We start from the raw sequence: 26,632 nt of genomic DNA, 5'->3' as shown, positions 1-26,632 counted from the left end.
AAATTGGGTGCCAAAAATAATAAGCAGAGAGTGAATCTGCAGAGATTGCGGTTTGCCAGCCTTCAGCGAAGACTGACGCCCCCCGCAAAACCTTACTTGGATCTTTCCGCAACATAACTTGCAAAAGCATCGACAAAGGCCTTCAGCCTCGCCTTGGCCTCTTCGTCGATCAGATGACCGTCCTTGTCGAACAGCGAGCCCGCTTTCGGCAGGATCAGCCTTTTTCCGGACCAGAGGTCGGCACCGAGCGTGCGCAAAACGGACAGCCAGGCGTTCTGGCTGAGAAGCGTACCGAACGGGCCCGGCGATGTCCCGGCAATGGCGAAGGCGCGTCCGGCAAACACATTCGGCGCACCGGTCATCGACGAGCTCACCCAATCGATAGCGTTCTTGAACACGCCTGGCATCGAATTGTTGTACTCCGGGGTGAACAGGATGACCCCATCGGCAGCGGCGATCTGGTCCTTCAGCAGTTGCACGGCCTCCGGCACGCCTTCGCGCTCAACATCGGCATTATAGAGCGGAATGCCCTCGATGGTGCCGGATGTAAACGTCACACCATCAGGCGCAAGCGTCATGGCTGTTTTCAAAAGAGCGGTGTTGAACGATGCCTTTCGCAGGCTTCCGGAAATTCCGATCAGTTTTGTCATGCGCAAGTGTTCCTTTTGCTTTGCCGGAAGAATGGTGCGAAATACGGAAAAGTACAGACAAAAAAGCCGGGAGTTGTGCTCCCGGCTTGGTTTCAATGGTCAGATCAGCGGCTTCAGCCGTGCCTCGATCTGGACGCGCTTGTGCTCTAGGAACGGCGGCAGCGACAGGCCTTCGCCTAAGGTTTCCATCGGCTCGTCCACGGCAAAGCCGGGACCGTCGGTGGCGATTTCGAACAGGATGCCGTTCGGCTCGCGGAAATAGAGCGAGCGGAAGTAAAACCGCTCGACCTCGCCGCTCGAAGGCAGCCGGAAACCCTCCAGCCGTTCGGTCCATGCGTGCAACGCAGCCTCATCCGGAGCGCGGAACGCGACGTGATGAACGGCCCCGGCACCCTGGCGGGCTGCCGGCAGGCCGGGCTGAACCGCAACATGCAGTTCGGCGGCCGGACCACCCTCACCCATCGAGAACACATGCACCTCGCCATTGCCATCCGGCGACGGGTACTGGCGCTGCTTGGTCATGTTCATCACCTGCTCCAGCACCAATTGCGTATTGGTGATGTCCGGAACGCTCATCGTGATCGGGCCAAGCCCCTTGATCTGGTGTTCGGCGGGAACCGGGCTGCGGCCCCACGGATGCGACGGCGCAAGCCCGCCATCGTCGATCAGCCGGAACCGCTGGCCTTCGCCATCCTCGAAATCGAGCGACAGGCGGCCGTCGATCTCGATGACATCGCCGGACGCAATGCTCAACTCGCCAAACCGGGCCTTCCACCATTCGATGCTTTCCGGGCTGCCGACGCGAAGGCCGGTGCGCGAAACGCTGTGGGTTCCGCGGCTCTCCCGGTTGACGGGCCAGTCGAAGAAGGTCAGGTCCGTGCCCGGTGTCGCCTCGCCGTCGGCGTAGAACAGGTGATAGGCGGTGGTATCGTCCTGATTCACAGTTTTCTTGACCAGCCGCATGCCGAGCACCTGCGTGTAGAAACGCAGGTTCTCCTTGGCATTGGCGGTGATCGCGGTGAGGTGGTGAATTCCTGTCAGTTGCAAGCTCATAGATGCCTCCTTGAGGTGAATGTCTCTGTTGACCGGAATATCGTTCATCTGCATGGTTCTATAAAGACGGCATCAAACGAACGCCGAGTTCGACAATTTGGAACCATGACCACGCAAAACTGATGGGTGTCCCAGCATGGACTGGCGTTTCGACGATCTGATGACCTTCCTTGACGTGATGGATAGCGGCAGCATCACCACGACGGCGGCCCGGCTGAACTTGTCCAAGTCCGTCGTCAGCAAACGGATTTCCGATCTTGAACAGGCGCTTGACGTGGAACTTTTCCAGCGTGGGCCGCGCAAGCTAACACCGACGGAAAGCGCCGGCAGCTTTGCCGAACGTATCCAGCCGCTTGTCCGAGAGATCATCGATGTCACGGATGGTGTCTCGGAAAGGCAAACAGGGTTGAGGGGCCGATTGCGGATTGCCGCTCCGATGAGCTTCGGCACGATGTATCTCAGCCGTATCATCGCCGATTTCGCCCTTGCCCATCCCAACCTGCAGGTGGCCATCGAGTTTGACGACCAGATGAGCGATATTACCGGCAGCGGTTTCGATGTCGGCCTGCGCATCGGCACGCTGGCGGATTCGAGCCTGATTGCCCGCAAGCTCTGCTCCGACCCGCGCATTGTCTGCTGCAGCCCGCATTTCGCCGCAACCAAGGGACTGCCCAGGACCGTGGCGGAACTGTCCGATTATGATTGCCTCGACTACGCCAATGTTCACGCGGCCCGTCTCTGGCAGTTCCAGAACGGCCAAAAAGGCGGCGCGCCCGTCTCGATATCGATCCGCAGCCGCATCGTCGCCAACAATGGCGAGGCGATGCGCGATATGGCGATCGCCGGTCTCGGCCTCGTGCTGTTGCCGATGTTCATCGTTGCCGATAGCCTGCGCAAGGGTCTGCTGATCGCCGTGCCGCTGGACGCCAGCCCCGTGCCCTATACGATCCAGGCGGTCTATCCACCGACACGGCACATCTCGCCGAAGGTACGGGCCTTTGTCGATCACCTTGCCCGGCATATCACCGAACCGCCGCTCTGGCGCTTTTCGCAGTGACCGTCAACGCTTGAAATCGACCTTCACCCGCGCCACCGGGAAGATATATTTCCACACCGTCGCCGTATTGGTGATGCTGCGGCCATCGTCGGCAAGAACCATCCTGTCGAAGAAACGGACTATGTTTTTGCCTGGGCCGGGCTCCAGATCGACGAGATAGGTGAACCGCGCCGTATTGCCATCGACCCGCAGCGTCGTCGTGCCGACGACATCTTCGCGCGTTCCCGAATATGTGGCAGGGCCAGTGCGCACGAAACGCCAGGTCTTGCGGTCACGCTCGCCGTCGGAATAGACGAAATCCTCGCGCACGGTCAGGGTATCGCCCCGCACCCGGCCGGTCAAAACCACGTCGAACTGCCGTTTGACACCGTTGATGGCGGAAAACGATCCAGTGGCCGTGACCTTGCCGCGAAAGAACCGCTCCATCATCGTGTCCTGCCCGAATGCCGGCATGGCCGAAAACAGAGCCAACGGAACAACAAGCACTGCCAGAAACCGTTTCATCATTCTCTCCTTGTGTTTGGAGAGATACGATTTCTCAGGCCGGATGGTTTCCTCAGCCATCCAAAAAGCGAACTGCAGAGCACATCGCGGTGGCACTTACGCGGAAACGTGCATGTCCGTCAGGTAGGTATTCTCGCTTCTGGAAACCTTGAAATCGGCCGGGTCGATGGTAACGACCATCAACGTTTCGCCATGGGGAAGCGCATTGGCCAGAAGGCTGCCATCGGGCGCGGCAATCCGCGACGACCCGGCAAAGGTAAACCGCTCGTCGGCGCCGCAATGGTTGATATAAGCGACGAACACCTGGTTTTCGAAGGCGCGCGTCTGGATCATATGATCGGAAATAAAGGTTCCGGAATAGCCGGCCGGCAGCGCCGTCGGCACCAGCACGGCATCGGCACCGGCAAGCGCCAGGCGCCGGACGTTTTCCGGGAACTCGACATCGTAGCAGATCAGCATGCCGCATTTTACACCACGGTGATCGAACAAGACGGTGCCCGGTTCAGGAGCCGAAAACAGCCCCCGCTCGTAATCACCGTAAAGATTGGACTTGCGGTAAATTACGGGCGCAGCCGAACCATCCACATAAACGGCGCTGTTGAAAATGGTGCCATCCGCCTTCTCGGCAAAGCCGGCGATAACAGCAATGCCGGTTTCAGTCGAAATATGCTGTAACTGCTTGACCAGCGGACCATCCGCAGGCTCCGCCAGTTCGCGGATGATGTCACCGGCGCCATAGCCGGTCAGCCCGAGTTCCGGCGTGATCAAAAGGCTTGCGCCCTTGGCCTGAGCCTCCCGCGCCGCCTGTTCGATGCGGGCGAGATTGGCGGCGGTATCGCCGCTTTCCGATTTCATCTGCAGGGCGGCGAGCGTGATCATGTATCGTCCGATGACATGGCGCCGAGCAGTTTCGGCAGATCGCCGAACCGCGCGACAAGGGAAAAGATGACCGCCGCCGTTGCGACGAAAAGAATGGTCACCGATGCCATGGTCGGTGTGTAGCCGTAGCGCAACGCGTTGAAGATCTTGATCGGCAGCGTTTCCATGGTGAAGCCGACGGTCATGTAGGCAACGATATACTCGTTGAGCGACAGCACGAAGGCAAATGCATAACCCGAGACGATATAGGGCAGGATCAATGGCAGCACGACGGTGCGGAAGATCGTCCGGTCATCGGCGCCCATCGTTGCCGCAGCCTCGACCAGCGACCGGTCGATCGCGGTAAAGCCGAGCGACAGCGTGACCAGCGGCAGCGTCACGAAGAAGATCGCGTGGCTGACGACGGCCGTCCAAGGCTGGCCGTAAAAACCGGTCGTTGCCCAGAAGGTCAGCAAACCAAGGGCGGTGATCACCGGTGGCAGCGTGAACGGAGCAATGCCGAGAAGCTGGAAGATATTGGCCCATGGCGCAATCCGACGCCACAGAAACCAGGCGAGCGGCAAGGCAATGGCAACGGCCAGCGCGGCCGACAGGATGGCCAGCGTCAGCGAGGCAAACAACGCGTTGCGCCATTCCGGATTGAGGAAGATCTCGCCGTACCAGGAGAGCGAAAAACCCTTCGGCGGAAAAGCCAGCGTCTGCTTGGCATTCACCGAGACGCCGGCAACGACGATCATGGGGGCGGCCAGGAACAGGCCGATCAGGAAGAAATAGACTTTGCTGAGCGCACCGGTCATGCCGTTTCTCCCTTGCGTCCGGCAAGAACAGTCAACGCCACCAGCCCAAGCGTCACCAGCACCAGGAACACCGCCATCGCCGCTGCAAATGGCATGTTCGACTGGTAGATCGCCTGATCGGTGATCAGCACCGACAGCGTCCAATGCTGCGGCCGGCCGAGCAGCTGCGGCAGCAGATAGGAACCGAGCGCGAAGATGAACACCATGATCAGCGTCGCCGTAATGGTGTTGCGAAGGGCGGGAATGACGACCGTGAAGAACGCCTTGATGGGCGAAGCGCCGAGCGTGCGGGCCGCCTCCGTCAGCGTCGGATCAAGCCGGACGAGCGCGGGATAAAGCACCAGAACCGTATAGGGAAAGGCCTGATAGACCATGCCGGTCAGCACCGCGCCAAAACTCGGCAGCAGCGCCTTTGCCTCGCTCATGATGCCCGCCATGACAAGCAGATTGGTGATCCCGGCGGTACGCGAAAACAGCGTCGACCAGGCAAAGCCGATAATGACCTCAGACAGCGACAGAACCGACAGCAGCGCCACCAGCCAGACGATCTGCACCTTCCGCGTCATCCGCGTCAGCAGATAGGTGAAGGGGACGGCGAGCACGATGCAGCAGATCGCCACCGTCACCGCGAGCATCAGCGAGAAGCCCAGCACATTGGCGAAGAACAGGCTGAGGAACCGCTGGTAGTTGGCAAGCTCGAAGGCCGGCACGTAGAAACCGCCTTGCTGGCGCTGGAAGAACGAGACGGCGATCATCGTCGCGAACGGCACGACGAAGAAGACGATCAGCATCATCGCCGGGAAGAACAGCGGGCCGTAATCGCCCAGTTTTTGCGGGGCTTCGCGTCTCATTTGGCCAGCACCACGCAGACGTCTGGCAAAAGCACCACGCCGACCGGCTGGCCGACGGTGACGTCGGGCCGGGCGCGCGGCGTCGAGACCGCGACGATCTGGCGGCCGGCAATATCGACAAAGGTTTCGATCGTGCCGCCGAGATCGCGCACGAAGGTGACGGTACCGGACAGCGCGCCATTGCCGGGCGCCGTCAGATGCACGTCTTCCGGCCGGATCGACAGCGTCGCCTTGCGGGTACCGGCGCCAAGGGACACACCGGAAACCGGCTGGCCGAGCACCGTAACGTGGCCGGTGCTGTCGGCTTCGGCCTCAAGCAGATTGGTAGAACCGATGAAGTCGGCAACGAACGTATCGGCCGGGCGGCGGTAAATCTCGATCGGTGACGCGGCCTGGCGAATTTCGCCGCCCTTCATCACCACGACCGTATCGGCCATGGTCATAGCCTCGCGCTGGTCATGGGTGACGACGATGGTGGTGATGCCGAGCTGCTGCTGCAATTGGCGCAATTCCACCTGCATCGCCTCGCGCAGCTTAGCATCGAGCGCCGAGAGCGGTTCGTCGAGCAGGAACAGTTTCGGTGAGATCGCCAATGCCCGTGCGATCGCCACGCGCTGGCGCTGGCCGCCGGAAAGTTTGGAGACCGGCCGGTCGGCATAACCGCCAAGATGGATCATCGACAGAAGCTCGTCGACCCGCTTCTTCTGGTCTTCCTTCGGGGCGCCGCGAATGCGCAAGGGGTAGGCGATATTCTCGCCGACAGTCAGATGCGGAAACAGCGCCAATGACTGGAACACCATGCCGAGATTGCGCTTGTGGGTCGGAACATGGGTGATGTCTTCGCCGTCAAGCTGGATCGTGCCACCGGTCGGCAGGTCGAGGCCGGCGATCATCCGCAAAAGCGTGGTCTTGCCGCACCCGGATGGTCCCAGCATGCAGACGAACGTGCCATGCGGCACCGTCAGTTCGACATTGTTGACCGCGGTGAAAGTCCCGAATTCCTTCGTGACATTGTTGAGGACGAGGCCTGACATGAGTTTCCCTTATTGCGTCTCAAAAAGCCCACCGAGTGGGGACCACCCCCCCCTCTGTCACTTCGTGACATCTCCCCCTCAAGGGGGGAGATCATTCTTTTCCCTTTTTGCCATTGAGTAAGGGAAGCACAGTGCAAGCGGCCAATCTCCCCCCTTGAGGGGGAGATGTCGGCGTCGCCGACAGAGGGGGGTAGTCCACCCTCTGAGCCCAGATCAACCGACGATCAGTTCGGTCCATTTCTGGTTCAGCCAATCCGACTTCGTCTGGTAGAGATCGTAGCGCGGAATGATCGGCTCGATGTCGGACGACACGGCGGCGAATTCCGCATCCGTCAGGTCCGTCAGCTCGCGCTTGACCGTCGGCGAGGTGCCGACCTTGCGCGACAGGATCGCCTGGATCGACGGCTGGCTCATATAGTTGATGAACTCATGGGCCTCAGCAACCTTGGTCGAAGCGCGCGACAACGCCCAGCAACCACTATCCTGAATGCCGCCTTCCTTCGGGAAGGTCGAGCGGACGGGGTTGCCGTCGGCAGCGGCCAGGCCAGTGACGTCATGGTAATACTGGCCCATCGGGATTTCGCCCGACTTCAGCGCCTGCTCGAATTGGGCCTCGTCGCGATACCACAGCCGCACGTTCGGCTTGACTTCGGCCAGCTTGTCGAACGCCTTCTGGACGCCTTCTTCCGTATCCAGCGCATTGGTGCCGCCGAAGAACGTCTTTGCCGTCACTTCGAGCAGGAAGGAGTTGGAGACCAGCGCCAGGAGGCCGAGCTTGTCGGCATTTGCCGGATCCCAGAATGCCTGCCAGGAGGTCGGCGCTTCCTTGTAGACGTCGGTGTTGGTGACCAGCGTGATGTACCAGGAAACGGCACCGATACCGGCAACGCGGCCGTCCGGATACTTGTTGACGAAACGGTCGATGAGGTTGGAGCCGTTCGGGATCTTGGACATGTCGAGCGGCGCCCAGAGATCGGTCGCCTGCCCCTTCAGCATCGCCACCTGCGACATCATCGAGACGTCGGCCGGAGCCTGGCCAGCCTTGGCGGCCTGATCGAGCTGCACCAGCCAGGCTTCTCCGGTCGGCTCGGCAATCGCTTCGATGGCAATGCCGGTCGCCTTGGTGAAATCAGGAAAGATGTTCTTGTCGAACGAATCCTTGAAATAACCGCCATAGACGCCGACCTTCAGCGACTTTTCCTGCGCGCGCAGGATCGACGGCATGGCCAGCATCGATGCACCGGCAAGGCCCGCACCAAGCACGGCGCGGCGGCCGATATTCTGTTTCAGAAAGTCTGTCATCGTGGTTCTCCTGTTTATGCCGGTGCCGCGTTTATGGCTCCCGGTCTGTTCCCAAGTTTTAGTCCGGCTTGCAAGCCCCGGACTACGGATTGATCAGTGTTTTAGCGCGCGAAGCTCCAGCATCTTGGCGTAACGCGTCAGCGGAAAACACAAGGCGAAATAGATCAGCGCAACGAAGCCATAGACCTTGAACGGCTCGAAGGTTGCATTGTTGATCGCATTCGAAGTCCGGACCAGTTCCTCAAATCCGATGATCGATGTCAAGGCTGTGCTCTTGATCAGCTGCACCAGAAAGCCGACCGTCGGCGCCCGCGTCATCGCAAAGGCCTGCGGCAGGATGATCAGCCGCAATTGCTTGAGATAATGCAATCCCAGACTGCTGCCGGCATCCCATTGCCCAAGCGGCACGGCCTGTACGCCGCCACGCCAGATTTCCGCCAGAAAGGCGCTGGCGCAGAGCGTCAAGCCCAGAACCGCAGCCGTCCAGGGTTCGATGCGCAGACCGAGCAGCGGCAGGCCGAAAAACAGCAGGAACAGCTGCATCAGAAGCGGCGTGCCTTGAAACAGGCCGATGTAATATTCGGCGAACCGCTGTACCCAGCGCCGCTTGGAAATGCGCATGAACAGGATCAGCAGGCCGACGATGGTGCCGCCGGCAAAGGCGACTGCGGACAGCAGGATGGTCCAGCGCGCCGCCAGAAGCAGATTGCGGATGATGTCCCAGAGGGTGAATTCGATCACGACACGCCTCCGGAAAGGAAACGGTTGCCACTGGCGACAAGCAGACGGCGCAGGCCGATGCTTAAGGCGAGATAGACGAGCGTGACGATGAAATAGGTCTCGAAGGCGCGGAACGTCCGGGCCTGCAGGAGATCGGCCTCATAGGTCAGTTCGCGCACGGCGATCTGCGAGACGACGGCCGATTCCAGCATCATGATGACGATCTGGCTGGTGAGCGCCGGGAAGATCACCTTCAGCGCCTGCGGCAGCACGATCTTGATGAACACCTGGCGCGGCCGCAAGCCGAGGGCAAGCGCTGCCTCTTTCTGCCCTTTCGGCACCGCATCGAGACCGGCGCCGACGATTTCCGTCGTATAGGCGGTCATGTTCAGGGTCATAGCCAGGATGGCGGCAACGACAGGGTCGAGGCGGATGCCGAGGCTCGGCAGGCCGAAATAGATGAAGAACAGCTGCACCAGAAACGGCGTGTTGCGGATGAGCTCGACATAGCCGGCGATGGCACGGCGCAGCCACGCATGGCGGCTGCGCCGCCCGGCGGCACCCAGAACGCTGAGGACGATGCCGGCAACAGCCGACACCGCGATCAGGAACACCGTCATGGCTGCACCGCTGGCGATCAGCGAGACCGCGTCGCTCAGCCAGCCGAACTCGAGCACATAGCCCAAAGGATCAATCCTTCAGGTTTTCAGGATTGAGCGGCACTTTCAGCCACGCTTCCGAACTTGCGTTCAGCTTGCCATCGGCCAGCATCTTGGCAACCGCGTCGTTGATCGCCGCCTTCAGCCGGTCTTCGCCCTTGTTGAGCGCCAGATGCGACGGCGACGTCAGGAGCTGGAACTTCTGTTCCGGCTTCAGGGCTTCCTGACGGGCGAGAACCTGTGCGCCGACATCGTTGCCGACGACCATCAGTTCGGTCTGGCCGGAGATGAAGGCCTGGATCACCGAGTTGTAGTTGTCGAAACGCTTGATGTCGGCATCCTTGGGGGCTGCTTCCGTCAGCGACGTGTCTTCCAGTGTGCCGCGATTGACGGCGATGCTCTTGCCGGCAAGGTCTTCCTTACCCTTCACTTCCATGGCGGCCGGGCCGATTACGGCGATGTAGTAAGGCGCATAGGCAGCGGCGAAATCGATCACTTCGGCGCGTTCCTTGCTGAAGCCGACGCTGACCAGCATATCGACGCGCTTTTCGGTCAGATACGGGATGCGGTTCTGGCCAGTAACCGGCACCGGAACCAGCTTCACCTTGAGGGCGTCGGCGATGTATTGCGCGACGTCGATGTCATAGCCCTTGAGGCTCATGTCGGCGCTGGCCGAGGAGAAGGGCGGGAAGTCGGCGAAGACGCCGACATTGAGCACGCCAGCCTTGGTGATGTCGTCGATGGCATCGGCATTGGCGGCAGATGCGAACCCGAGAACGGCACCGCTGAGCATGAGAGCGGCGGTAAGACCGGATTTGAAGCTTGAGAGTTTGGCCATTGTATTCCCCTTGTCGATTTTGGTGTTTGCGATAGGCACGGCGGAGTATGTGGCTTTTGCTCCTCACCCCATAAGCGGGACGAAGAAAATATTGGTTGCTGCCTCTTCTCCCCGGCGGGGAGAAGTGCCGAGCGCATGCGAGGCGATGAGGGGGCTGTGCATCGAGTATCGAGCCGCCCGCCCCCTCATCCGGCCCTTCGGGCCACCTTCTCCCCGGCGGGGAGAAGGGAAGTAACCGCCCCCTTAGTCCCGCGTGCCGTTGACGAACGGGCTGAACACCATGAGGCTGAGGATTTCGAACAGGACCTGCGAGCCGACATGCGCTGTGTTGGTGGTCGAATCATACTGTGGCGCGACTTCGACGACATCGCCGCCGACCAGGTTCAGGCCCTTCAAACCACGGATCAGCTCCAGCACTTCGCGGGTGGTGAGACCACCGATTTCCGGCGTGCCGGTGCCCGGCGCAAAGCTCGGATCGACGCTATCAATGTCGAAGGACAGATAGGTCGGGCCGTCGCCGACGATCTTCTTGGCCTTCTCGATGATCGCCGGAATGCCCATGCCGGTGACTTCCTCGGCATGAATGACGGTCATGCCGGACTCGTAGGAGAACTCCCAGAGATATTCCGAGGAGCCGCGAATGCCGATCTGGATCGTGCGGGTCGGATCGAGCACGCCGTCGAGCACCGCGTTGCGGAACGGGCCGCCGTGGTGGAACTTGGTCAGATCGTAGGCGCCGCCGGTATCGCAATGGGCGTCGATATGGATCATGCCGACCGGCCGCTTCTTGCCGACGGCCTTGAGGATCGGATGGCTGATCGAGTGGTCGCCGCCGACCGACAACGGAACCACGCCAGCATCGACGATCTGGTTGATGCGCTTTTCGATATCGTCATGGCTGAGTTCCAGCCGGTAGCGGCTCTGGAACGGCACGTCACCAATATCGGCGACGCGCAGGTCATGCACCGGAGCGCAACCCAGCACGTGATTATAAGGACCGATACGTTCGATGGTGCGCATGGCGCGTGGCCCGAAACGCGAGCCTGGACGGTTGGTGACGCCGAGATCCATCGGTATGCCGACGATGGCGACCTGCAGATTGCCGAAATCCGGCTCACTGGCATCGACAGGCACATACGGCGCCATCAGGAATGTTGGAATGCCGGAATAAGGGGCAAGGCGCGTGCCGTTCTTGGAGAAGATCTTGTCGGCAACCTTGCGGAAGGTCGGGTCGAACATCTCGCCGCCATGGGCTTCGCCGTACTTCGCCTTCAGTTCGTTGAGCTTGCTGTCATCCCACGCCATGTCCGCTTGACCTCATGTTGGCCCGGGAAGACGTGCGATTTTGGGTGGTTGTCGAGCGTAAAGTGAGATGCTCTTGCCGCCAAAAGCCGGAAAACCGCCCCTGTTTGCCAGAGATGGTACCGGATGCATGTTCCCCAGGCTTTTGCCTTTGTTGATCCTATTAGCAAACAAATTGATTGGAAAATCAATTGACATTGTTATAGCGTTTGATGTGAGAAAAACTAACATCGATGTTGACCCATGGAGCGCATTGCTTGTCCAGCCGCCTGCCCCCGCTCAACCCCTTGCGCGCCTTCGAGGCGACCGCCCGGCGCGGTTCGGTTTCGGCTGCAGCCCGCGAACTCAACGTCACCCATGGGGCGATCAGCCATCAGATAAGAGCGCTGGAACTCTCCTTCAACGCCGCCCTGTTCGAGCGTGGCGGCAAGCGGTTGAAGCTGACCTCGCAGGGCGCCCTGCTTCTGCCCGCCGTCACCCACGCATTCGAAGGCATTGCCGCCGCCACCGCTGCAATGACACGGCCGACCACCAGCGGCGAGTTGCGCATCGTCTGCGTGCCCGCCCTTCTGTCCTTCTGGATGATCCCGCGCCTGCACCAGTTCACTGAGCAATTTCCGGACGTTCAGCTGACGCTGATCGCCTCCAACGATGCGGCCAACCTGTTTTCCGCCGATGTCGATATCTGCCTGCTCTATGGCGACGGAAACTGGCCGGACTGCTGGGCGCGTTTGTGGAGCCGGCTTGAACTGTTTCCGGTCGTTAGCCCGACGCTGCTCAACATGCGGCCGCTACGTTCGCTGCGCGACCTGCGCGACCACGTCATCCTGCATGGCGATGACGGGCGCGAGTGGAACACCTGGCTTGCCGCCGCCGACGGCATTGGCATCCAGCGCGGCCGCCAGCATTTCATGAGCGACGCCCGGCTATCGACGGAGGCAGCCCTGCACAATCAGGGTGTGGCGCTCGGCGATACGATCACCGCCGGCAGCCTGATCGCCAAGGGCGAACTGATTGCGCCGTTCGATCTGACAGTTCCGGCCAACGATGCCTTCTACGTCGCCTGCCGCAACGAGGTCCGTGCGGCACCGATCGTCAAGGTCTTCATCGACTGGCTGTTTTCAGCCCTTGAAAACGACCCCATGCCGGAGCTACAGACCTCGGCACGCACCATCATCCGCGCCCGGACCCACAAGGTCAGCGCCCCCGAACGCCTACCCGCCAAGGACAGCTTCCAGCCCGTCTCCTCTCCCGCCCGCACCAGGCGTCCGGAGCCGGCGCCGAAACGCCGAACCAAATCGTAAGAACCGCCGAAGCCTTAGAACCACAGGACAAGCCGATGCCGCATTTCAATCCGCTGATCGCCAAGCTCTCGCCGCCGCCCGTGCCGTCCGTGCTCGCCTGGGCCAAGGCCTATGACGGTTCGCGCGGACCGCTGATCGATCTCAGCCAGGCCGTACCCGGCTATCCTGCCCATCCGGATATGCTGCAATGGCTGGGCGAGGCAGCCGCCTCCCCCGCCTTCACCGGCTATGGCGCGATCGAAGGCGAAGAGGTGTTGCGCAATGCTTATGCCGAGCATGTCTCCGGCCTCTACAGCGCCTCGGTCAAAACCGGCAACATCCACGTCACGTCCGGCTGCAACCAGGCCTTCATCTGCACGGTCATGGCGATTGCCGGTGCGGGCGATACGGTCCTGATGACCAATCCTTTCTATTTCAACCAGCAGACGACGCTCGCGATGCTCGGCATCGGCATCGAGCTGGTGCCCTGCGATGCAGGCAGCGGTTTTCTGCCGGATGTCGATGCGATTGCCGCAGCGCTGAAGCCCGGCATCCGCGCTTTGGCGCTGGTCACGCCCAACAATCCGACCGGCTCCGTCTATCCGCCAGCACTGCTGCGCCGGATCTGTGATCTTTGCCGGGCCAACGGTACCTGGCTGATCCTTGACGAGACCTATCGCGACTTCCTACCCGGAGGCAGCGGCGCGCCGCACGACCTCCTGTCCATCGAAGGGTGGCAGGACAGTCTCATCTGCCTCTACAGCTTCTCCAAATCCTTCTGCATTCCCGGCCATCGACTTGGCGCCATCACGGCGGGACCGGCCGTGGTCGAGCAGGTCGCCAAGATCATGGACAACCTGCAGATCTGCGCGCCGCGCTCGGCCCAGGCCGCCGTTGCCAAGGCCATACCGGCGCTTGGCGAATGGAGAGCCGGCAACCGCGCCGAGATCGCCACCCGCGCCGATGCGCTAAAGCAGGTCATGAGCAACCTGAAGGGCTGGAAACTGCAGGCGATCGGCGCCTATTTCGCCTATATCCGCCACCCCTATCAGGATATTCGCTCGGAATTCGTCGCCGAAAAGCTGGCGAAGATTGCCGGTATCGTCTGCCTGCCGGGCGATTATTTCGGCGAGGGACAGGAAGGTTATTTGCGCTTCGCCTTCGCCAATGCCGATGCACCGACGATCCTGAAACTCGAGGAACGGCTGTCGGGCTTCAATCTGCCGGGTATCTGAGCACCTGAAAAATCAGCCTCGGCGGGCGATCAGGATACCGGCAAGCACGATCGCCCCGCCCATAGCCTGCATCAGCCCGACCGGCTCGCTGAGCAGCAGCCAGGCGAGAATCGCCGCAACGACCGGCTGCAACAGCAGCGTTAGAGATGAAAACGCCGGCGGCAGGAAAGCGAGCGCATAGATGATCAGCCCCTGCCCGCCGGCATGGCTGATGAAGGCAAGCCCGAAAAGCATCGCCCAACCGAACAAAGCGGTCGGCATGAAGCTGGCCTCGAAGAAGAAGGCGATCGGCAACATGCAGATCGCTGCCGATCCCGTGCTCCAGATCATGATGCGGTTGGTGGAAAAGCGGCTGCGCAACCGGCCGATCGACAGGATATAGCCGGCATAAAACACCGCAGCCAGTGCTGCAGTCGCGTCACCCGCCAGTTGGCCATCCCCGAGAGCCATCGGCCCACCCTTGAGGATCACCACGCCCGCCAGCGCTGTCGCCAGACCCACGATGAACACACCGCTAACACGGGCGCGGAACAGGAGCCATGAGCCGAGCGTCACGAAGATCGGCGCCAGGTTGGCAAGCAGCGTCGCGTTGGCAACCGAGGTCATGTGCAGCGCCAGATGCCACGCCGCGAGATCGACGGCAAGAAAGACACCCGGCAGCACCAGCAGACCGTAATCGGCCCATCCGGCCGGCCGCTGATCCGTGACGGTATTCGCCGTCGCCCTCGACCAGATCAAAAGCGGCAAGAGCGCCAGCGCCACCCGCCAGAACGCCGTCGCCATCGGCCCGACTTCCGACAACCGCACGAAGATGGGGGATCCGCCAATGGCAGCGCCACCGATCAATAGCGCAATCAGCGCAAGCCGGTTGGCGGAAGACGACGCTGGTTTCGACGATGAGGGGAGCGCGGTGTCCGACACGAATGCTGTCCAATACGAAGGGGCGCAACATTTGTATGCCGCGATAACGCATCGACGGTATCAGAACGATCTGCGGGGAAACATCAACTTCGGTGCATGGAATGATCAGAAACGGTGAACTGAGGTTCGCAGACGCGGCCGTTCGATGCCCTTGGTCACGGCCTCGCCAACCCTCGCCTCGCTCATGAAACACCTTCGGGACAATCGGTCGAGCGTTTCTTGGGCAAGCTCAACCGTTGAGAAGCGGCGCTACCGGTGTGAAAAAGATCCATTGAACTTTCTTGCCGCCGTCAAACGTCCGGCGGCAAGAATTGATTTATCCGGCGACTTAAGGCCGATCTCAGGCCGCGTCGGGCCGGTGCACCGTTTTCACCTCGAGGAAATCCTCAAGCCCGAACATGCCGCCTTCGCGGCCGTTGCCGGATTGCTTGTAGCCGCCGAACGGGCTGCCGTAGCGATGTGGACCACCATTGATGTGGACCATGCCGGCGCGAAGACGCGAGGCCACGCGTTCGGCCCGCTTGGGATCACCGGTCTGGACGTAAGCGGCGAGACCGTAATTGGTGTCGTTGGCAATCTCGATCGCTTCCTCTTCGGTCTCGAACGGCATGATGGCGAGGACAGGGCCAAAAACCTCTTCGCGGGCGATGCGCATGGTATTGTTGACATCGGCAAAGATCGTCGGCTTGACGAAATAGCCGGTCTCAAAACCTTCCGGCTTGCCGGCACCACCGACGAGAACGCGTGCGCCCTCGGCAATACCCGCCTCGATCAGCGCCTGCACCCGGCCGAACTGCACGTCGCTGACCAGCGGCCCGATATGGCTGCCTTCCTCGGCCGGATTGCCGACCCTGGCCTCCTTGCCCACCCGCGTGGCTATCTCGACCGCCTTGTCATAGACCGACTTCTGCACCAGCAGGCGTGTCGGCGCATCGCAGGACTGGCCGGAATTGTTGAAGCATTCCAGCACACTACCGGTAACACGGTCTTCAAGGTCGGCATCTTCGAAAACAATGTTCGGCGACTTGCCGCCCAGTTCCAGCGTCACACGCTTGACCGTTTCGGCCGCGTCCTTGCTGACGGCGATGCCGGCGCGGGTCGAGCCCGTGAACGACATCATGTCGACATCCTTATGTTTGGAGAGTGCCGCACCGACATTCAGGCCGTCGCCATTGACGAGGTTGAACGTGCCGGCCGGAAAGCCTGCCTCATGCACCATTTCCGCATAGAGCATCGCGTTCAGAGGCGTGAATTCCGAAGGCTTTAAAACGCAGGTCGAGCCGGTTGCAAGTGCGGGAACAACCTTCAGCGCGATCTGGTTGATCGGCCAGTTCCAGGGTGTGATCAGGCCGCAGACGCCGACCGGTTCGCGCAGCATGACATCGCCATTCGGTAGCACTTCGCGGGTGTGCAGGCGCTTCAGCGCATCGATGAACCCCTGGAGATGGCCAACGCCGACATCGGCCTGCTGTTCGCGGCTCATCGACAGCGGCGCGCCAAGCTCGAGCGTGATGGTCTGCGCCATTTCCTCGTAGCGGCGCTTGTAAATCTCAAGCAGTTTTTCCAGAAGCGCCAGACGCTCTTCCGTCGTGGTCCGGCTGTAGGTTGCGAATGCCTTTTTGGCAGCGGCAACGGCGCGGTCGATATCGCCGGCACTTCCCATGGAAATCACCGCGACCGGCTTTTCCGTTGCCGGGTTCAGGACCTCGAGATCGTTGGCAATGAGCGGGGCGACCCATTCGCCGTTGATGTAGAACTTGCGTTTGTCGAGCATGCTTCTTGTCCTTCCCGTCAGATCGTCTTCTGTTTTTCGTTGAGCCAATCGGTGATCAATTGGCGGTAGCGTTCACCGCTGAAGCTGGGAAAATGACCGCCGTGTACGATGCGGGCGGGGATTTTCAACAGCCGCTCCATGGAGGAGAGGTAGTCACCAGCGTTGGAATGATAGGTATCTTCGATCAGCGGACCGTCATAGAGGATATCGCCGGAAAACAGAATTTCGGTCGCCTTCTCGTAAAGCGCGATACCGCCCGGCGAGTGGCCGGGCGTGTGGATGACCTCGAACACCCGGTCTCCGAGATCGACCATGTCGCCGTCTTCGAGAATGCGCGTCGCCGGAGCCTTCTTCACCGCATAGCATTTCGAGCAATAGGGTTCTGGCGGCAAAGCGTCGAAGATATCGTCGGTGACATAGGGATCGGCAAGCGTGTTTTCCCGCGTCGGATTGGCCAGCAGGTCGGCCTCGGCCGAATGCACGGCGCGGCACTCGAACTCATGGTGGCAGCCGATATGATCGAAATGCGTATGGCTGGCGACGGCGATCAGATCCCGCTCGGTGACCAGCGGCACATAGTCCCTGAGCGACACGACGCCCATGCCACTGTCGATCAGCATATCGCGATCCCGGCCCCGCACATGCCAGATGTTGCAGCGGTAGAATTCCTGGATGAAGGGTTCGGAAATGGCCGTGACGTCGTCGTCGAGACGCCGCACCTGATACCATTTGTCCGCGCTGATCCGTTGCATTGCCAAAATCCGTTTGAGATGCCGCAGCCATTGCTGCGGTCGCAGTCAACTCCCTCCCCCTTGTGGGGAGGGGATTTCCTTTAAAAAAGAAAGAACCCCTCCCCGTCGCTTCGCTCCGACCCTCCCCACAAGGGGAGGGTTAAGTACCCTCGGGCAAGGCTACGATATCGGCAAGACTGACGGCAAGGGGGACGATCTGGCCGTCAGCCACATCAGCCGATTGCGGCATATGCGCCACCACGGTCAGATCCGCCGCTGCCGAAGGTTTCAGATGGCAGCGGTAATGCGTGCCGAAAAAGGCGCTGCCGGTGATCTTGGCCTCGCCGAGCGAGACGACCGGACCTTCGGCCTCGCCTGCCCGGCGGAAATGTTCCGGGCGGATGCAGAGCGTCACGGCCTGACCGGGCGCTGGTGCCGACGCCGTAAAGCTTGCGATCGGCAGCGTCATCGAGCCAACCGATGTTTCGACCAGCGCTGAAGAGGCGTCCACGCTTTTGACCGTGCCGGGAATGAAATTGACCTCGCCCATGAACCCGGCGGAAAAGACCGAGCGCGGCCGCATGTAGATATCGGCGGGCGGCCCGAAATCCTCGATCCGGCCCTGGTTCATCACCACGATCCGGTCGGCGATCGCCATCGCCTCTTCCTGATCGTGGGTGACATGCACGAAGGTGGTGCCGACCCGCTTCTGGATCGCCTTCAACTCGTCCTGCATCTGGCGGCGCAGTTTGAGATCGAGCGCCCCCAGCGGCTCATCGAGTAAAAGCACGTCGGGATCGACGGCCAGCGCCCGGGCAAGAGCGACGCGCTGGCGCTGGCCGCCGGAAAGCTCATGCGGCTTCTTGTCGGCGGACGTTTTCAGCCCGACGAGATCGAGGAATCCGACCGCCTTTTCGTCGCGCTCGGCCTTCGCCATGCCGCGCATCCTGAGCCCAAAGCCGACATTGTCGCGCAGCTTCATATGCGGAAACAGCGCGTAATCCTGAAACATCGTCGTCGTCGGGCGTTTTGCCGGCGGCACGCTGGTCATGTCCCTGCCGGCGATTGTCACCTTACCCTTGGTCGGCGACTGAAAGCCGCCGAGGATGGAGAGCAACGTGGTCTTGCCGCAGCCGGATGGCCCAAGCAGGACGATGAACTCGCCGGCCCTGATATCGAGCGAGACATCGTCGAGTGCGGTAAACGAACCGAAAGTCTTGGTGGCGTTGTGAACCGAAACCGCAGCGGTCATGATTTTTTCGTCCTTCCGAACAGGGTCAGTTCCAGAACCGCCAGCACCGCGACGGAAACGAGGAAGACCAGCGAGCCGATGGCATTGGTTTTCGGGTTGAGGCCGGAGCGAAGCAGGCTCCAGATTTCAACCGGCAGCGTCACGTCGAAGCGCGACAACAGGAATGCGATGATGAACTCGTCCCAGCTGAAGGTGACCGAGAGGAAGAAGGCAGCCAGGATCGACGGCAGCAGCATTGGCGCGGTCACCAGCACCATCACCTTGAAATCATTGGCACCAAGATCACGCGCGGCGCGCTCGATATTGATGTGGTGATCGCCCATCGAGGAATAGATGATGGCAAAACACAAAGGCAGGTTGATCACCACATGGCCGATGCCGACGGTCCAAAGCGACAGTTTGATGCCGAACGTATTGAGCACGGTCAAAAGCCCAAGCGCGATGATCAGATAGCTCACCGTCATCGGCGCAATCAGCAGGCCGCGCTGCAGCGCCGACCCCGGCAGCTTGTAGCGGGCCAGTGCGTAGGCTGCGAGAAAGCCGAGCAGGCAAGCAATGAGCGACGAGACGATCGCCACCAAAAAGGAATTGCCGAGCGCCGCCATCAGCTTGCGGTCGGCAAAGACCGCCTCGTACCATTGCAGTGAAAAGCCGTTGAACGGCGGCACCGGCAGGCGGCCGTCCTGGAACGAGAACAGCACCAGCACCGCGACGGGCAGGAAGATGAACCCATAGATCAGGCCGGCATAGGCGAAGGAGGCGATCCTGGTCAGCGTATCGCGCATCTCAAGCCCTCTCGATCTTCAGCCAGCGGGCGCAGAGTACATAGGCAACCGTCACCGCCAGCATCAGGATGATCGAAAGCGCCGCCGCCATCGGAAAATCGGCCCGGCGGCCGAGCTGCAGCATGATGATCTGCGGCAGCACCAGCTCATTGTTGCCGCCCAGGATCTGCGGCGTGACGTAATCGCCGATGCAGAGCACGAAGGTCAGGAAGGCGCCCGTCATGATGCCGGGCAGCGTCAAAGGCAGGATGACATGCCAGAAGGTCTGCAGCGCATTGGCGCCGAGATCGGCGGCGGCCCGGCGGTAGTTCGGCGACAGCTGGATCAGGTTGGCGTAGATCGTCAAAGTGAGCAGCATAACAAAGAAATGCACGAAGCCGATGACGGTCGCCGTACGGTTGCTGGCGATTTCCAGCGGCTCGCTGATCACGCCAAGCGTCATCAGCGTCTGATTGATGACGCCGTTCCGCGACAGCACCAGCAGCCAGGAATAGGAGCGTACCACATAGGACGTCCAGAACGGCAGCACCGCCATGATCAACGCCAGCCGCTGAAAACGCTTCGGTACCCGCTCGGCGATGATCCAGGCGAGCGGGTAGGCAAGAAGCACCGAGATCACCGTGACGATCAGGGTGATTTCCAGCGAATTCACCAGCCCCTTGAACAGTGAATCCTTGGCAAAGAAGGCAATGTAATTGTCGAGGTTCCAGGCCCGGACGATCTGGCCGCTCTGCCGCGACCACAGGCTCATCGCCGCCATGAACAGGAACGGCACGACGAAGAAGGCAATCGTCCACAGCAGCGCAGGAGCAACAAAACCCCAGGCCTTGCGGCGTTCGGTGTCTTCGAGGGTCAGGATGGACATAAACTGCTCCGAAATTGCCCCTCACCCTTGGCCCTGTCTCCGCAAGCAGGGAAAGGGAACGACCGAGGTTGCCGCTTGGTGCGTCTGCCCGTCAAAACGGGGAGACGGTGCCTGAAGGGCGGATGAGGGTGCGTCTTGCTTGCTCGGTCGGGCTCCCTCCCCCTTGTGGGGAGGGTTGGGGAGGGGTTCTTCTTCTAAAAAATAAAGAACCCCTCCCCTCCGCTTCGCTCCGACCCTCCCCACAAGGGGGAGGGTAAAACCAGAGCCTATTGCTGCATCATGTCCGTCCAGGCGTCCTGCATCTTCTGGTCAAGCTCGGCGCTCGGGATCGGATAGAGCTGGGTCTTCTTCAGATATTCCGCCTGATCGTTCCAGCGCAGTGCTGCCTTCTGCGCATCCGTCAGGTGTTCGCCGGCCTTCATATTGGCAGGCATCGCCCAGTAGCACGACGAGGTCGCAAGCCGCGCCTGCCCTTCGGGGCTGACGATGTACTGGACGAATTTCAGCGCCAAGTCCTGCTTCTTCGAGGCCTTCATGACGCCGATCGACTGCGCCCAACGGACGGCACCCTGATCCGGCACGATCCAGTCGAGGTTCGGTTTTTCGCCCGACAGTGCCGCCGTGATCCACTCGCCGCCGCCGACAAGAATATCAACTTCGCCGGTCGCCAGCGCCGTCTGCGAGGAAACGACGTCGCTCACCTGCTTGGAGACTTTCTTCATTTCCGACAATTTCTCGGCAATGGCCGGCATGTCCGCTTCGGAAAGCTCGGAGGTCTTCTTGCCAAGACCGAGAGCGACGAGACCAATCATCGGCAGATAGTAATCGTAGAGCGCGATGCGGCCCTTGTATTTGTCCGACCAGATGATCGACAGATCCTTCATATCGGCCGGATCGACCTTGGTCTTGTCATAGGAAATCGTGTTGTAGCCGAACTTTTCGGTGACGGCATAGGTCTTGCCGTCCTTCATATTGTTGGCTTCCATCCGCACTTCCGGAAAGATATCGGCGGTCGGCAGCTTGTCCGCTGGAATTTCGGCCAGCAGGTCAAGGCCGACGGCGCGCTGAACATCGACGCCGTCGATGACAAGCACGTCCCAATCGCCCGGCTGGGATTGTTCAAGGATCGACAATGCCGCGCCGGTGCCCTCGTAGTCCTTGAGGTTGACCTTGACGTCATTGGCCTTTTCGAACGGCTCGACCAGCGCCGGGTCTGTATGATCGCACCAGACCAGCGCATTCAGTTCCTCGGTCGCAAAAGCCGGCGCCGGCGTACTGACGGTGGAGACGGCAGCGAGCGAGATCGCCGCCACGGAAGAGAAAAATCGACGCGCGAAAGCGCCATTCACGGAAGTGATCATCGCGTTGCCCTCTGGTTTACAGCGCTCATTGCGGCGCCTTCACAAAAAGATTGAATGAGTTCAATTTTTAAGTCAATGTCAATTTCGAGGGCATTCAAAAAAAGGAAGATGCGGAATGGCAGGGCTTCGCGCAAAACAGAAAGCCGACCGGAACCGGCGCATCCTGCAGGCCGCCACGGACCTTTTCCGCGAAGTCGGCTATGACAGCGCCCGCATCGAGGATATTGCCGAGCGCGCGGAAGTTTCCGTCGGCACCTTCTACAATTACTATGAGAACAAGGGCGACATTCTCGTCGCCGCCGTGTCGATGGAAGTCGAGGAAGTGCTCGCCGCCGGCAAGACCGTCTTCGACAACCCGCCGGATACGGTCGGCGAAGCGCTGAAGGTGCTGATCGGCCAGTATTACGACCACTCGCTGGTTTATCTCAGCAAGGAAATGTGGCGTACCGCCATGGCGATCTCGATCCAGCAGCCGGAAAGCCCGTTCAGCAAGCGCTATACCGAACTCGACGGCCGCCTCTGCGACCAGGTCTCCACCCTGATCGCCAAGCTGCAGCTCCGCGGCGGTGTGATGCCCGGCATCGACGCTGTCGGTGCGGGGCAGATGTTCTTCAACAATCTCAACATGATGTTCATCGAATTCGTCAAGGACGAGACGATGACGCTGGATCGGCTGAAGGAAATCGTCGGCCGGCAGAACCGGCCGTTGGCAACGCTGATCAGCGGTCCGAAGATACAATAACAAGCAGGATATTTGGGATGGAACACACACACACTGCGGTCCTTGCGGCCGCTGACAGCCTCGTTGATGCCTTTTCCAGACATGACCGTGAGCGCTATTTCGCGGCGTTTTCGAAGGATGCAACCTTCATTTTCCATAATCTCGATCGCCCGCTGAGAAGCCGCGCGGCCTATGAAGCGGAATGGTCACTGTGGGAGACACGCGACGGTTTCAAGGTGCTCGCCTGCCGCTCCAGCGATCGCCATCTTCAACTGCTCGGCAATGTGGCGATCTTCACGCACAGCGTTGAAACACAGGTGGAATTCGGCGGCGAGGCCGTCACAAGCCAGGAGCGGGAGACCATCGTGTTTGAAAAGCAACAGGATGGCAACTGGCTCGCCGTCCACGAGCATCTTTCCCGCGCCTCTTGAAAAATAAAGCCCCTGCATCCGCAGGGATGCGGAGGCTTTATAAAACCATTGGCAATGAGGTGACCAGAAAGCTCAGATTGCGCCGCAAACCAGCGCTGTGACGAACAGGAAGGCGGCCGCCAACGCTGTGGCCTGTGTGGCCATGGTCCAGGAAAAATGCGGCACCGAATGCGTGCCGTAGTTCACCGGGCTTTTCTGCATGACTGGCTTCGAACTTTGCATTCTGTCCTCCACTTGAGTTGCTGCAGATGGCCTGCCACCGTTATGGCTGCAGTCCCTTGTCCTTTTCTCCGCTATTTTACACCAAGTTTATAGATATTATTTTCTGCTTTTGCCGGCCTGCGTGGAAAAACCAACCTGGGGACTCATTTCCACTCGACGAAACATCCTCAAACCCTCAACGTTACCGCTCGAGTTCCCTCTGCTGGACCAGCCGGGACCAGCGCTCGCTAAACCACGGCGTCAAAAGAGAGACGTCCGCCTGGCTATGCCGCTTGGGCAAACCACTGTCCGTCCCGATCGAAGTCCACACCTTGAATGTCGTTAGGTCATGCTTTCCGAATGTCTGGATCAACGGGATATCGGCAGCGTCGCGGCCCCGCGCGACTGCAATGCGACCGATACGCGGCATGTTGTGGCGCGCGTCGAACGTGTACCAGCGGTCATCCAGAAAAACTTCGAACCAGGCGTTGAAATCCATCGGTGCCGGATTGTCCGCCTCGCTGAGATCGCCCATGTAGCCGTTGACATATCGCGCCGGCATATTCATGCAGCGGCAGAGCGTCACGGCAAGGTGCGCATAGTCCCGGCATACCCCCGATCTCTCCTCATGCGCCTCCATCGCGGTGCGCAGGGTCGCCGTGTAACCATAGCTGAAGGTCAGGCGCTGATGGACATAATCGCAGATCGCCTGCACACGAGCCCAGCCCGGCTCGATCTCGCCGAACAGACGCCACGCAAGAGCGCCGAAGCGGTCGGTTTCGCAGTAACGGCTGGCGGAAAGATATGGCAGGCATTCGGGCGGCAGTTTTTCGACAGGCACCGCCTGAGCGCTGCAGCTCACCGCATCCGGGCGGCCACTGTCCTTGATGACGGCATCGTAGGTGAGGCGCAGGCCGCCGGCAGGCACAACCATCCGCATGCAGACATTGCCGAAGGGATCGGTCACTTCGCCCATTTTCACCACCGGATCTGAAATTGGACCGTGCTCGCTGACGATATCGTGGCGCCTGGCACGATCAACGGACAGAAACGTCATCATCGGGGTCGGCTGACCGCAGTTGATGCCTATTTCGTAACCCAACCGAATGAACATGTGCCACCTCCATCGCTCGGCAGGAACGGACATCCTGCGGATTTGTTCCAGTTTCCAGCTCTGGAAAACACAGTCCGACGAACCCCGGCCATAGGGGTATTTCCGTCAGGCAGGACGTATAAGAGCAGTCAATTCAACGGGCGGATGCAACGGCGAAAGGGTACGGGGGGCCTAACCAGGGCCTTGGCGTCACGCTGTTCCGGCATGCGCGCAACATCAATATACTAGGCGAAATTGCCACATCCAGCAACATCTCCGCAGGGGGGTGAACACCATATGCGTCTTTTGTTCGCTGGCCGCCGGTAAAATAAAATAACAAGAGGCTGGATGACTTCCGGCAGCCCCTCCCTATATTCTGCCTTCCTGTTGAGCCGCATGTCATAGCATCTGAGAGCGTATGGATAGTTACTCGCCTTTGTTTTCCCGTGTGGGACGTATCCCGGCCAAACTCGCAGCCAGCGAAATGCTGGGCCGTTTCAATGGTACCAACTGGAAGACGACGGGGCTTGGCGCGGCCGAAAGCTGGCCCGATGCGCTGAAGGCTGCCTGCCGGATGATTTTGACATCGCCCATCCCTATGGCGTTGCTGGCCGGGCGCGAAGGCATCATGCTCTACAATGACGGTTATATCGCCATCGCGGGCGGGCGGCATCCGCAATGTTTCGGCGCGTCCGTCCTGTCCGCATGGCCGGAGGTTGCAGAGTTCAATACCGATATTATCGGCCGCATCTTCGAGGGGGACAGTCTTTCCTTCAAGGACCAGAACTTCACCTTCCACCGCAACGGCGTTGCCGAAAACGTCTGGCTCGATCTCGACTATAGCCCCATCCTTGGCGATGACGGCAGCACCGTCGCGGTCCTCGCCCTCGTGGTCGAGACCACCAAGAGGGTGATGGCCGAACAGGAGCTGGCCCAAAGCCGCGAACAACTCTCGCTGGCATTGGGCAGTTCCGCCATCGTCGGCACCTGGGACTGGCATGTGCCGGAGGACCGGGTTTATTCCGACGAGAAATTCGCACGCCTTTACGGTGTCGATCCGCAGGTTGCCAGCCACGGCGCGCCCATCGCTGATTTCATCAGGGCGATCCATCCCGACGATGTCCAATCGGTTGGCAGCGCCATGCAGAGCGCGATGCAAACCGGCAGCCGTTTTTCCAAGGAGTACCGCCTCGTTCAGGAGGATGGCAGCATCAATTGGGTCCTTGCCGAAGGGCAGCCGTTGATCGATCAAAATGGACAGTGCATCCGGTTCCCCGGCATATCGGTCGATATCACCGCGCAAAAGGACGCCGTCGAGGCACATGCCCGCTCGGAAATAGGCTTCCGCACACTCGCCAACGCCATGCCGCAAATGGTTTGGTCGACCTTACCGGATGGATTTCACGACTATTACAATGCCCGCTGGTACGAATTCACCGGTGTTCCGGAGGGATCGACGGACGGCGAGGGTTGGAATGGCATGTTCCACGAGGAGGATGGGGAACGCGCTTGGGCGGTATGGCGCCATTCGCTGCAGACGGGAGACGCCTATCAGGTTGAGTATCGCCTCCGCCACCATAGCGGCGTCTATCGCTGGGTGCTCGGACGTGCGCTGCCCATTCGCGATGACAACGGCGAAATCATCCGCTGGTATGGTACCTGCACCGACATCCACGATGCCAAGATGGTTCAGGCCGAGCGCGAGATCGTTGCCCATGAGCTCAGCCACCGGATCAAGAATATATTTTCCGTACTCAGCGGCATCATCAGCCTTTCGGCCCGCTCAGCGCCCGAATCGCGAAATTTTGCCGATCTGCTGCGCAAGCGCATTGAAGCTATGGGACGCGCCCATGATTTCGTGCGCCCGCACAGCAGGACCTCAAGACCGGTCGATCTCGAAACCAGCATCTTCGGCCTCTCGCAGCGGCTGCTCGAACCCTTTGGCCTGGAGGAGATGGACAATCGCATCGTCTTTGCCGGCGACGATACCGTCATCGGCGACAGCGCCGCGACGCCACTGGCGCTGCTACTGCACGAGCTGGCGACGAATTCGGCCAAATATGGCGCGTTTTCGCACCCCAACGGCCGCCTGACCATTGCCGGTCTTCACGATCAGGAAAACTACGTGCTGGAATGGAAGGAAAGTGGCAACCCGGCCATCGTCCACCAGCCAGAGCAGGAAGGGTTCGGGTCGCGGCTGATGAAGATCAGTGTCGAAGGCCAGCTCGGCGGGCAATTCCAGCGGACGTGGGACGAGGACGGAGTCCGCGTGCGTGTATCGGTGCCGCTGGCTTCGATTTTGCGCAGCAGCAAGCTGGCGGCGCGGCCGTAAT

At 60.5% G+C, this 26,632-nt stretch carries 27 protein-coding genes; 6 read left to right on the top strand and 21 right to left on the bottom strand.

What is annotated here, in order from left to right:
- Positions 1-92 precede the first annotated feature (92 nt).
- Complete coding sequence (locus tag ACP7BS_RS14750) at positions 93-650, bottom strand: NADPH-dependent FMN reductase (protein WP_426238706.1); 558 nt, start codon at positions 648-650, stop codon at positions 93-95.
- Positions 651-749: 99 nt separating this feature from the next.
- Positions 750-1,703 (bottom strand): ring-cleaving dioxygenase, encoded by a 954-nt coding sequence (locus tag ACP7BS_RS14745; protein ID WP_426238705.1) that lies wholly within the window; start codon positions 1,701-1,703, stop codon positions 750-752.
- A 136-nt stretch (positions 1,704-1,839) separates the two neighbouring features.
- On the opposite strand from ACP7BS_RS14745, the gene ACP7BS_RS14740 reads away from it, so the two are divergent.
- Positions 1,840-2,760, top strand: a complete 921-nt coding sequence (locus ACP7BS_RS14740; RefSeq protein ID WP_426238704.1) for a LysR family transcriptional regulator — start codon at positions 1,840-1,842, stop codon at positions 2,758-2,760.
- A gap of 3 nt (positions 2,761-2,763) precedes the next feature.
- On the opposite strand, the gene ACP7BS_RS14735 is transcribed toward ACP7BS_RS14740, so the two are convergent.
- The 10 genes from ACP7BS_RS14735 to speB all read right to left on the bottom strand — a co-directional run bounded on the left by ACP7BS_RS14735 (position 2,764) and on the right by speB (position 11,649).
- Positions 2,764-3,264: a DUF3833 family protein gene (locus tag ACP7BS_RS14735; protein ID WP_426238703.1), complete on the bottom strand. Its 501-nt coding sequence runs from the start codon at positions 3,262-3,264 to the stop codon at positions 2,764-2,766.
- Positions 3,265-3,360: 96 nt separating this feature from the next.
- The gene (locus ACP7BS_RS14730) at positions 3,361-4,143 is read right to left on the bottom strand and encodes a carbon-nitrogen hydrolase family protein (protein WP_426238702.1); all 783 of its coding nucleotides are present in this window, start codon (positions 4,141-4,143) and stop codon (positions 3,361-3,363) included.
- Complete coding sequence (locus ACP7BS_RS14725; protein ID WP_113312632.1) at positions 4,140-4,940, bottom strand: ABC transporter permease; 801 nt, start codon at positions 4,938-4,940, stop codon at positions 4,140-4,142. The genes ACP7BS_RS14730 and ACP7BS_RS14725 overlap by 4 nt, the downstream gene beginning before the upstream one ends.
- A complete protein-coding gene (locus ACP7BS_RS14720; RefSeq protein WP_426226829.1) occupies positions 4,937-5,791 on the bottom strand; it encodes an ABC transporter permease in 855 nt (284 codons plus the stop codon). Before ACP7BS_RS14720 ends, ACP7BS_RS14725 begins: the two co-directional genes overlap by 4 nt.
- Positions 5,788-6,825: an ABC transporter ATP-binding protein gene (locus ACP7BS_RS14715; protein WP_426238701.1), complete on the bottom strand. Its 1,038-nt coding sequence runs from the start codon at positions 6,823-6,825 to the stop codon at positions 5,788-5,790. The genes ACP7BS_RS14720 and ACP7BS_RS14715 overlap by 4 nt, the downstream gene beginning before the upstream one ends.
- Positions 6,826-7,038: 213 nt before the next feature.
- Positions 7,039-8,127, bottom strand: coding sequence for an ABC transporter substrate-binding protein (locus ACP7BS_RS14710; protein ID WP_426238700.1), 1,089 nt, complete (start codon positions 8,125-8,127; stop codon positions 7,039-7,041).
- A gap of 93 nt (positions 8,128-8,220) precedes the next feature.
- Entirely contained in the window at positions 8,221-8,868 is a 648-nt protein-coding gene (locus ACP7BS_RS14705) for an amino acid ABC transporter permease (RefSeq protein WP_426126564.1), read from the bottom strand.
- Positions 8,865-9,533 carry an amino acid ABC transporter permease gene (locus tag ACP7BS_RS14700; RefSeq protein ID WP_426238699.1) on the bottom strand — a complete coding sequence of 223 codons (669 nt, stop codon included), beginning with the start codon at positions 9,531-9,533 and terminating at the stop codon, positions 8,865-8,867. Before ACP7BS_RS14700 ends, ACP7BS_RS14705 begins: the two co-directional genes overlap by 4 nt.
- A gap of 4 nt (positions 9,534-9,537) precedes the next feature.
- Positions 9,538-10,344, bottom strand: a complete 807-nt coding sequence (locus tag ACP7BS_RS14695; RefSeq protein WP_426238698.1) for a transporter substrate-binding domain-containing protein — start codon at positions 10,342-10,344, stop codon at positions 9,538-9,540.
- A gap of 243 nt (positions 10,345-10,587) precedes the next feature.
- A complete protein-coding gene (speB, locus tag ACP7BS_RS14690) occupies positions 10,588-11,649 on the bottom strand; it encodes an agmatinase (RefSeq protein ID WP_426238697.1) in 1,062 nt (353 codons plus the stop codon).
- 254 nt (positions 11,650-11,903) lie between these two features.
- Between speB and ACP7BS_RS14685 the strand changes: the two genes are divergently transcribed.
- The gene (locus ACP7BS_RS14685; protein WP_426238696.1) at positions 11,904-12,950 is read left to right on the top strand and encodes a LysR substrate-binding domain-containing protein; all 1,047 of its coding nucleotides are present in this window, start codon (positions 11,904-11,906) and stop codon (positions 12,948-12,950) included.
- Positions 12,951-12,985: 35 nt separating this feature from the next.
- Positions 12,986-14,164 (top strand): aminotransferase, encoded by a 1,179-nt coding sequence (locus ACP7BS_RS14680; protein ID WP_426238695.1) that lies wholly within the window; start codon positions 12,986-12,988, stop codon positions 14,162-14,164.
- A gap of 12 nt (positions 14,165-14,176) precedes the next feature.
- Here ACP7BS_RS14680 and ACP7BS_RS14675 read toward each other — a convergent pair whose 3' ends face one another.
- From ACP7BS_RS14675 to ACP7BS_RS14645, 7 genes are all read right to left on the bottom strand, one after another.
- Positions 14,177-15,085 carry a DMT family transporter gene (locus ACP7BS_RS14675; protein ID WP_426238694.1) on the bottom strand — a complete coding sequence of 303 codons (909 nt, stop codon included), beginning with the start codon at positions 15,083-15,085 and terminating at the stop codon, positions 14,177-14,179.
- 340 nt (positions 15,086-15,425) lie between these two features.
- Positions 15,426-16,859 carry an aldehyde dehydrogenase family protein gene (locus ACP7BS_RS14670; RefSeq protein ID WP_426238693.1) on the bottom strand — a complete coding sequence of 478 codons (1,434 nt, stop codon included), beginning with the start codon at positions 16,857-16,859 and terminating at the stop codon, positions 15,426-15,428.
- A gap of 17 nt (positions 16,860-16,876) precedes the next feature.
- Positions 16,877-17,611 (bottom strand): MBL fold metallo-hydrolase, encoded by a 735-nt coding sequence (locus tag ACP7BS_RS14665; RefSeq protein WP_426238692.1) that lies wholly within the window; start codon positions 17,609-17,611, stop codon positions 16,877-16,879.
- Positions 17,612-17,750: 139 nt separating this feature from the next.
- Positions 17,751-18,842 carry an ABC transporter ATP-binding protein gene (locus ACP7BS_RS14660; RefSeq protein ID WP_426238691.1) on the bottom strand — a complete coding sequence of 364 codons (1,092 nt, stop codon included), beginning with the start codon at positions 18,840-18,842 and terminating at the stop codon, positions 17,751-17,753.
- Complete coding sequence (locus ACP7BS_RS14655) at positions 18,839-19,627, bottom strand: ABC transporter permease (RefSeq protein ID WP_426238690.1); 789 nt, start codon at positions 19,625-19,627, stop codon at positions 18,839-18,841. Before ACP7BS_RS14655 ends, ACP7BS_RS14660 begins: the two co-directional genes overlap by 4 nt.
- Before the next feature lies 1 nt (position 19,628).
- Positions 19,629-20,492: an ABC transporter permease gene (locus tag ACP7BS_RS14650; protein WP_426238689.1), complete on the bottom strand. Its 864-nt coding sequence runs from the start codon at positions 20,490-20,492 to the stop codon at positions 19,629-19,631.
- A gap of 266 nt (positions 20,493-20,758) precedes the next feature.
- Positions 20,759-21,853 (bottom strand): ABC transporter substrate-binding protein, encoded by a 1,095-nt coding sequence (locus ACP7BS_RS14645; RefSeq protein ID WP_426238688.1) that lies wholly within the window; start codon positions 21,851-21,853, stop codon positions 20,759-20,761.
- A gap of 115 nt (positions 21,854-21,968) precedes the next feature.
- Between ACP7BS_RS14645 and ACP7BS_RS14640 the strand changes: the two genes are divergently transcribed.
- Positions 21,969-22,595, top strand: a complete 627-nt coding sequence (locus ACP7BS_RS14640; RefSeq protein WP_426238687.1) for a TetR/AcrR family transcriptional regulator — start codon at positions 21,969-21,971, stop codon at positions 22,593-22,595.
- Positions 22,596-22,612: 17 nt separating this feature from the next.
- Complete coding sequence (locus tag ACP7BS_RS14635; protein WP_426238686.1) at positions 22,613-23,005, top strand: YybH family protein; 393 nt, start codon at positions 22,613-22,615, stop codon at positions 23,003-23,005.
- A 72-nt stretch (positions 23,006-23,077) separates the two neighbouring features.
- Here the strand turns inward: ACP7BS_RS14635 and ACP7BS_RS14630 are convergent, their stop codons facing one another.
- Positions 23,078-23,227 carry a hypothetical protein gene (locus ACP7BS_RS14630; RefSeq protein ID WP_426226797.1) on the bottom strand — a complete coding sequence of 50 codons (150 nt, stop codon included), beginning with the start codon at positions 23,225-23,227 and terminating at the stop codon, positions 23,078-23,080.
- A gap of 181 nt (positions 23,228-23,408) precedes the next feature.
- A complete protein-coding gene (locus tag ACP7BS_RS14625) occupies positions 23,409-24,320 on the bottom strand; it encodes a transglutaminase-like domain-containing protein (protein WP_426238685.1) in 912 nt (303 codons plus the stop codon).
- Positions 24,321-24,717: 397 nt separating this feature from the next.
- Here ACP7BS_RS14625 and ACP7BS_RS14620 point away from each other — a divergent pair, with 397 nt between their 5' ends.
- Positions 24,718-26,631, top strand: coding sequence for a sensor histidine kinase (locus ACP7BS_RS14620; protein WP_426238684.1), 1,914 nt, complete (start codon positions 24,718-24,720; stop codon positions 26,629-26,631).
- Position 26,632 lies beyond the last annotated feature (1 nt).

This window comes from Pararhizobium sp. DWP1-1-3, assembly GCF_049896125.1.
Classification (GTDB): domain Bacteria; phylum Pseudomonadota; class Alphaproteobacteria; order Rhizobiales; family Rhizobiaceae; genus Pararhizobium.
The sequence above is the reverse complement of the archived record's forward strand: the minus strand, read 5'-3'. Positions and strand labels throughout refer to the sequence as shown.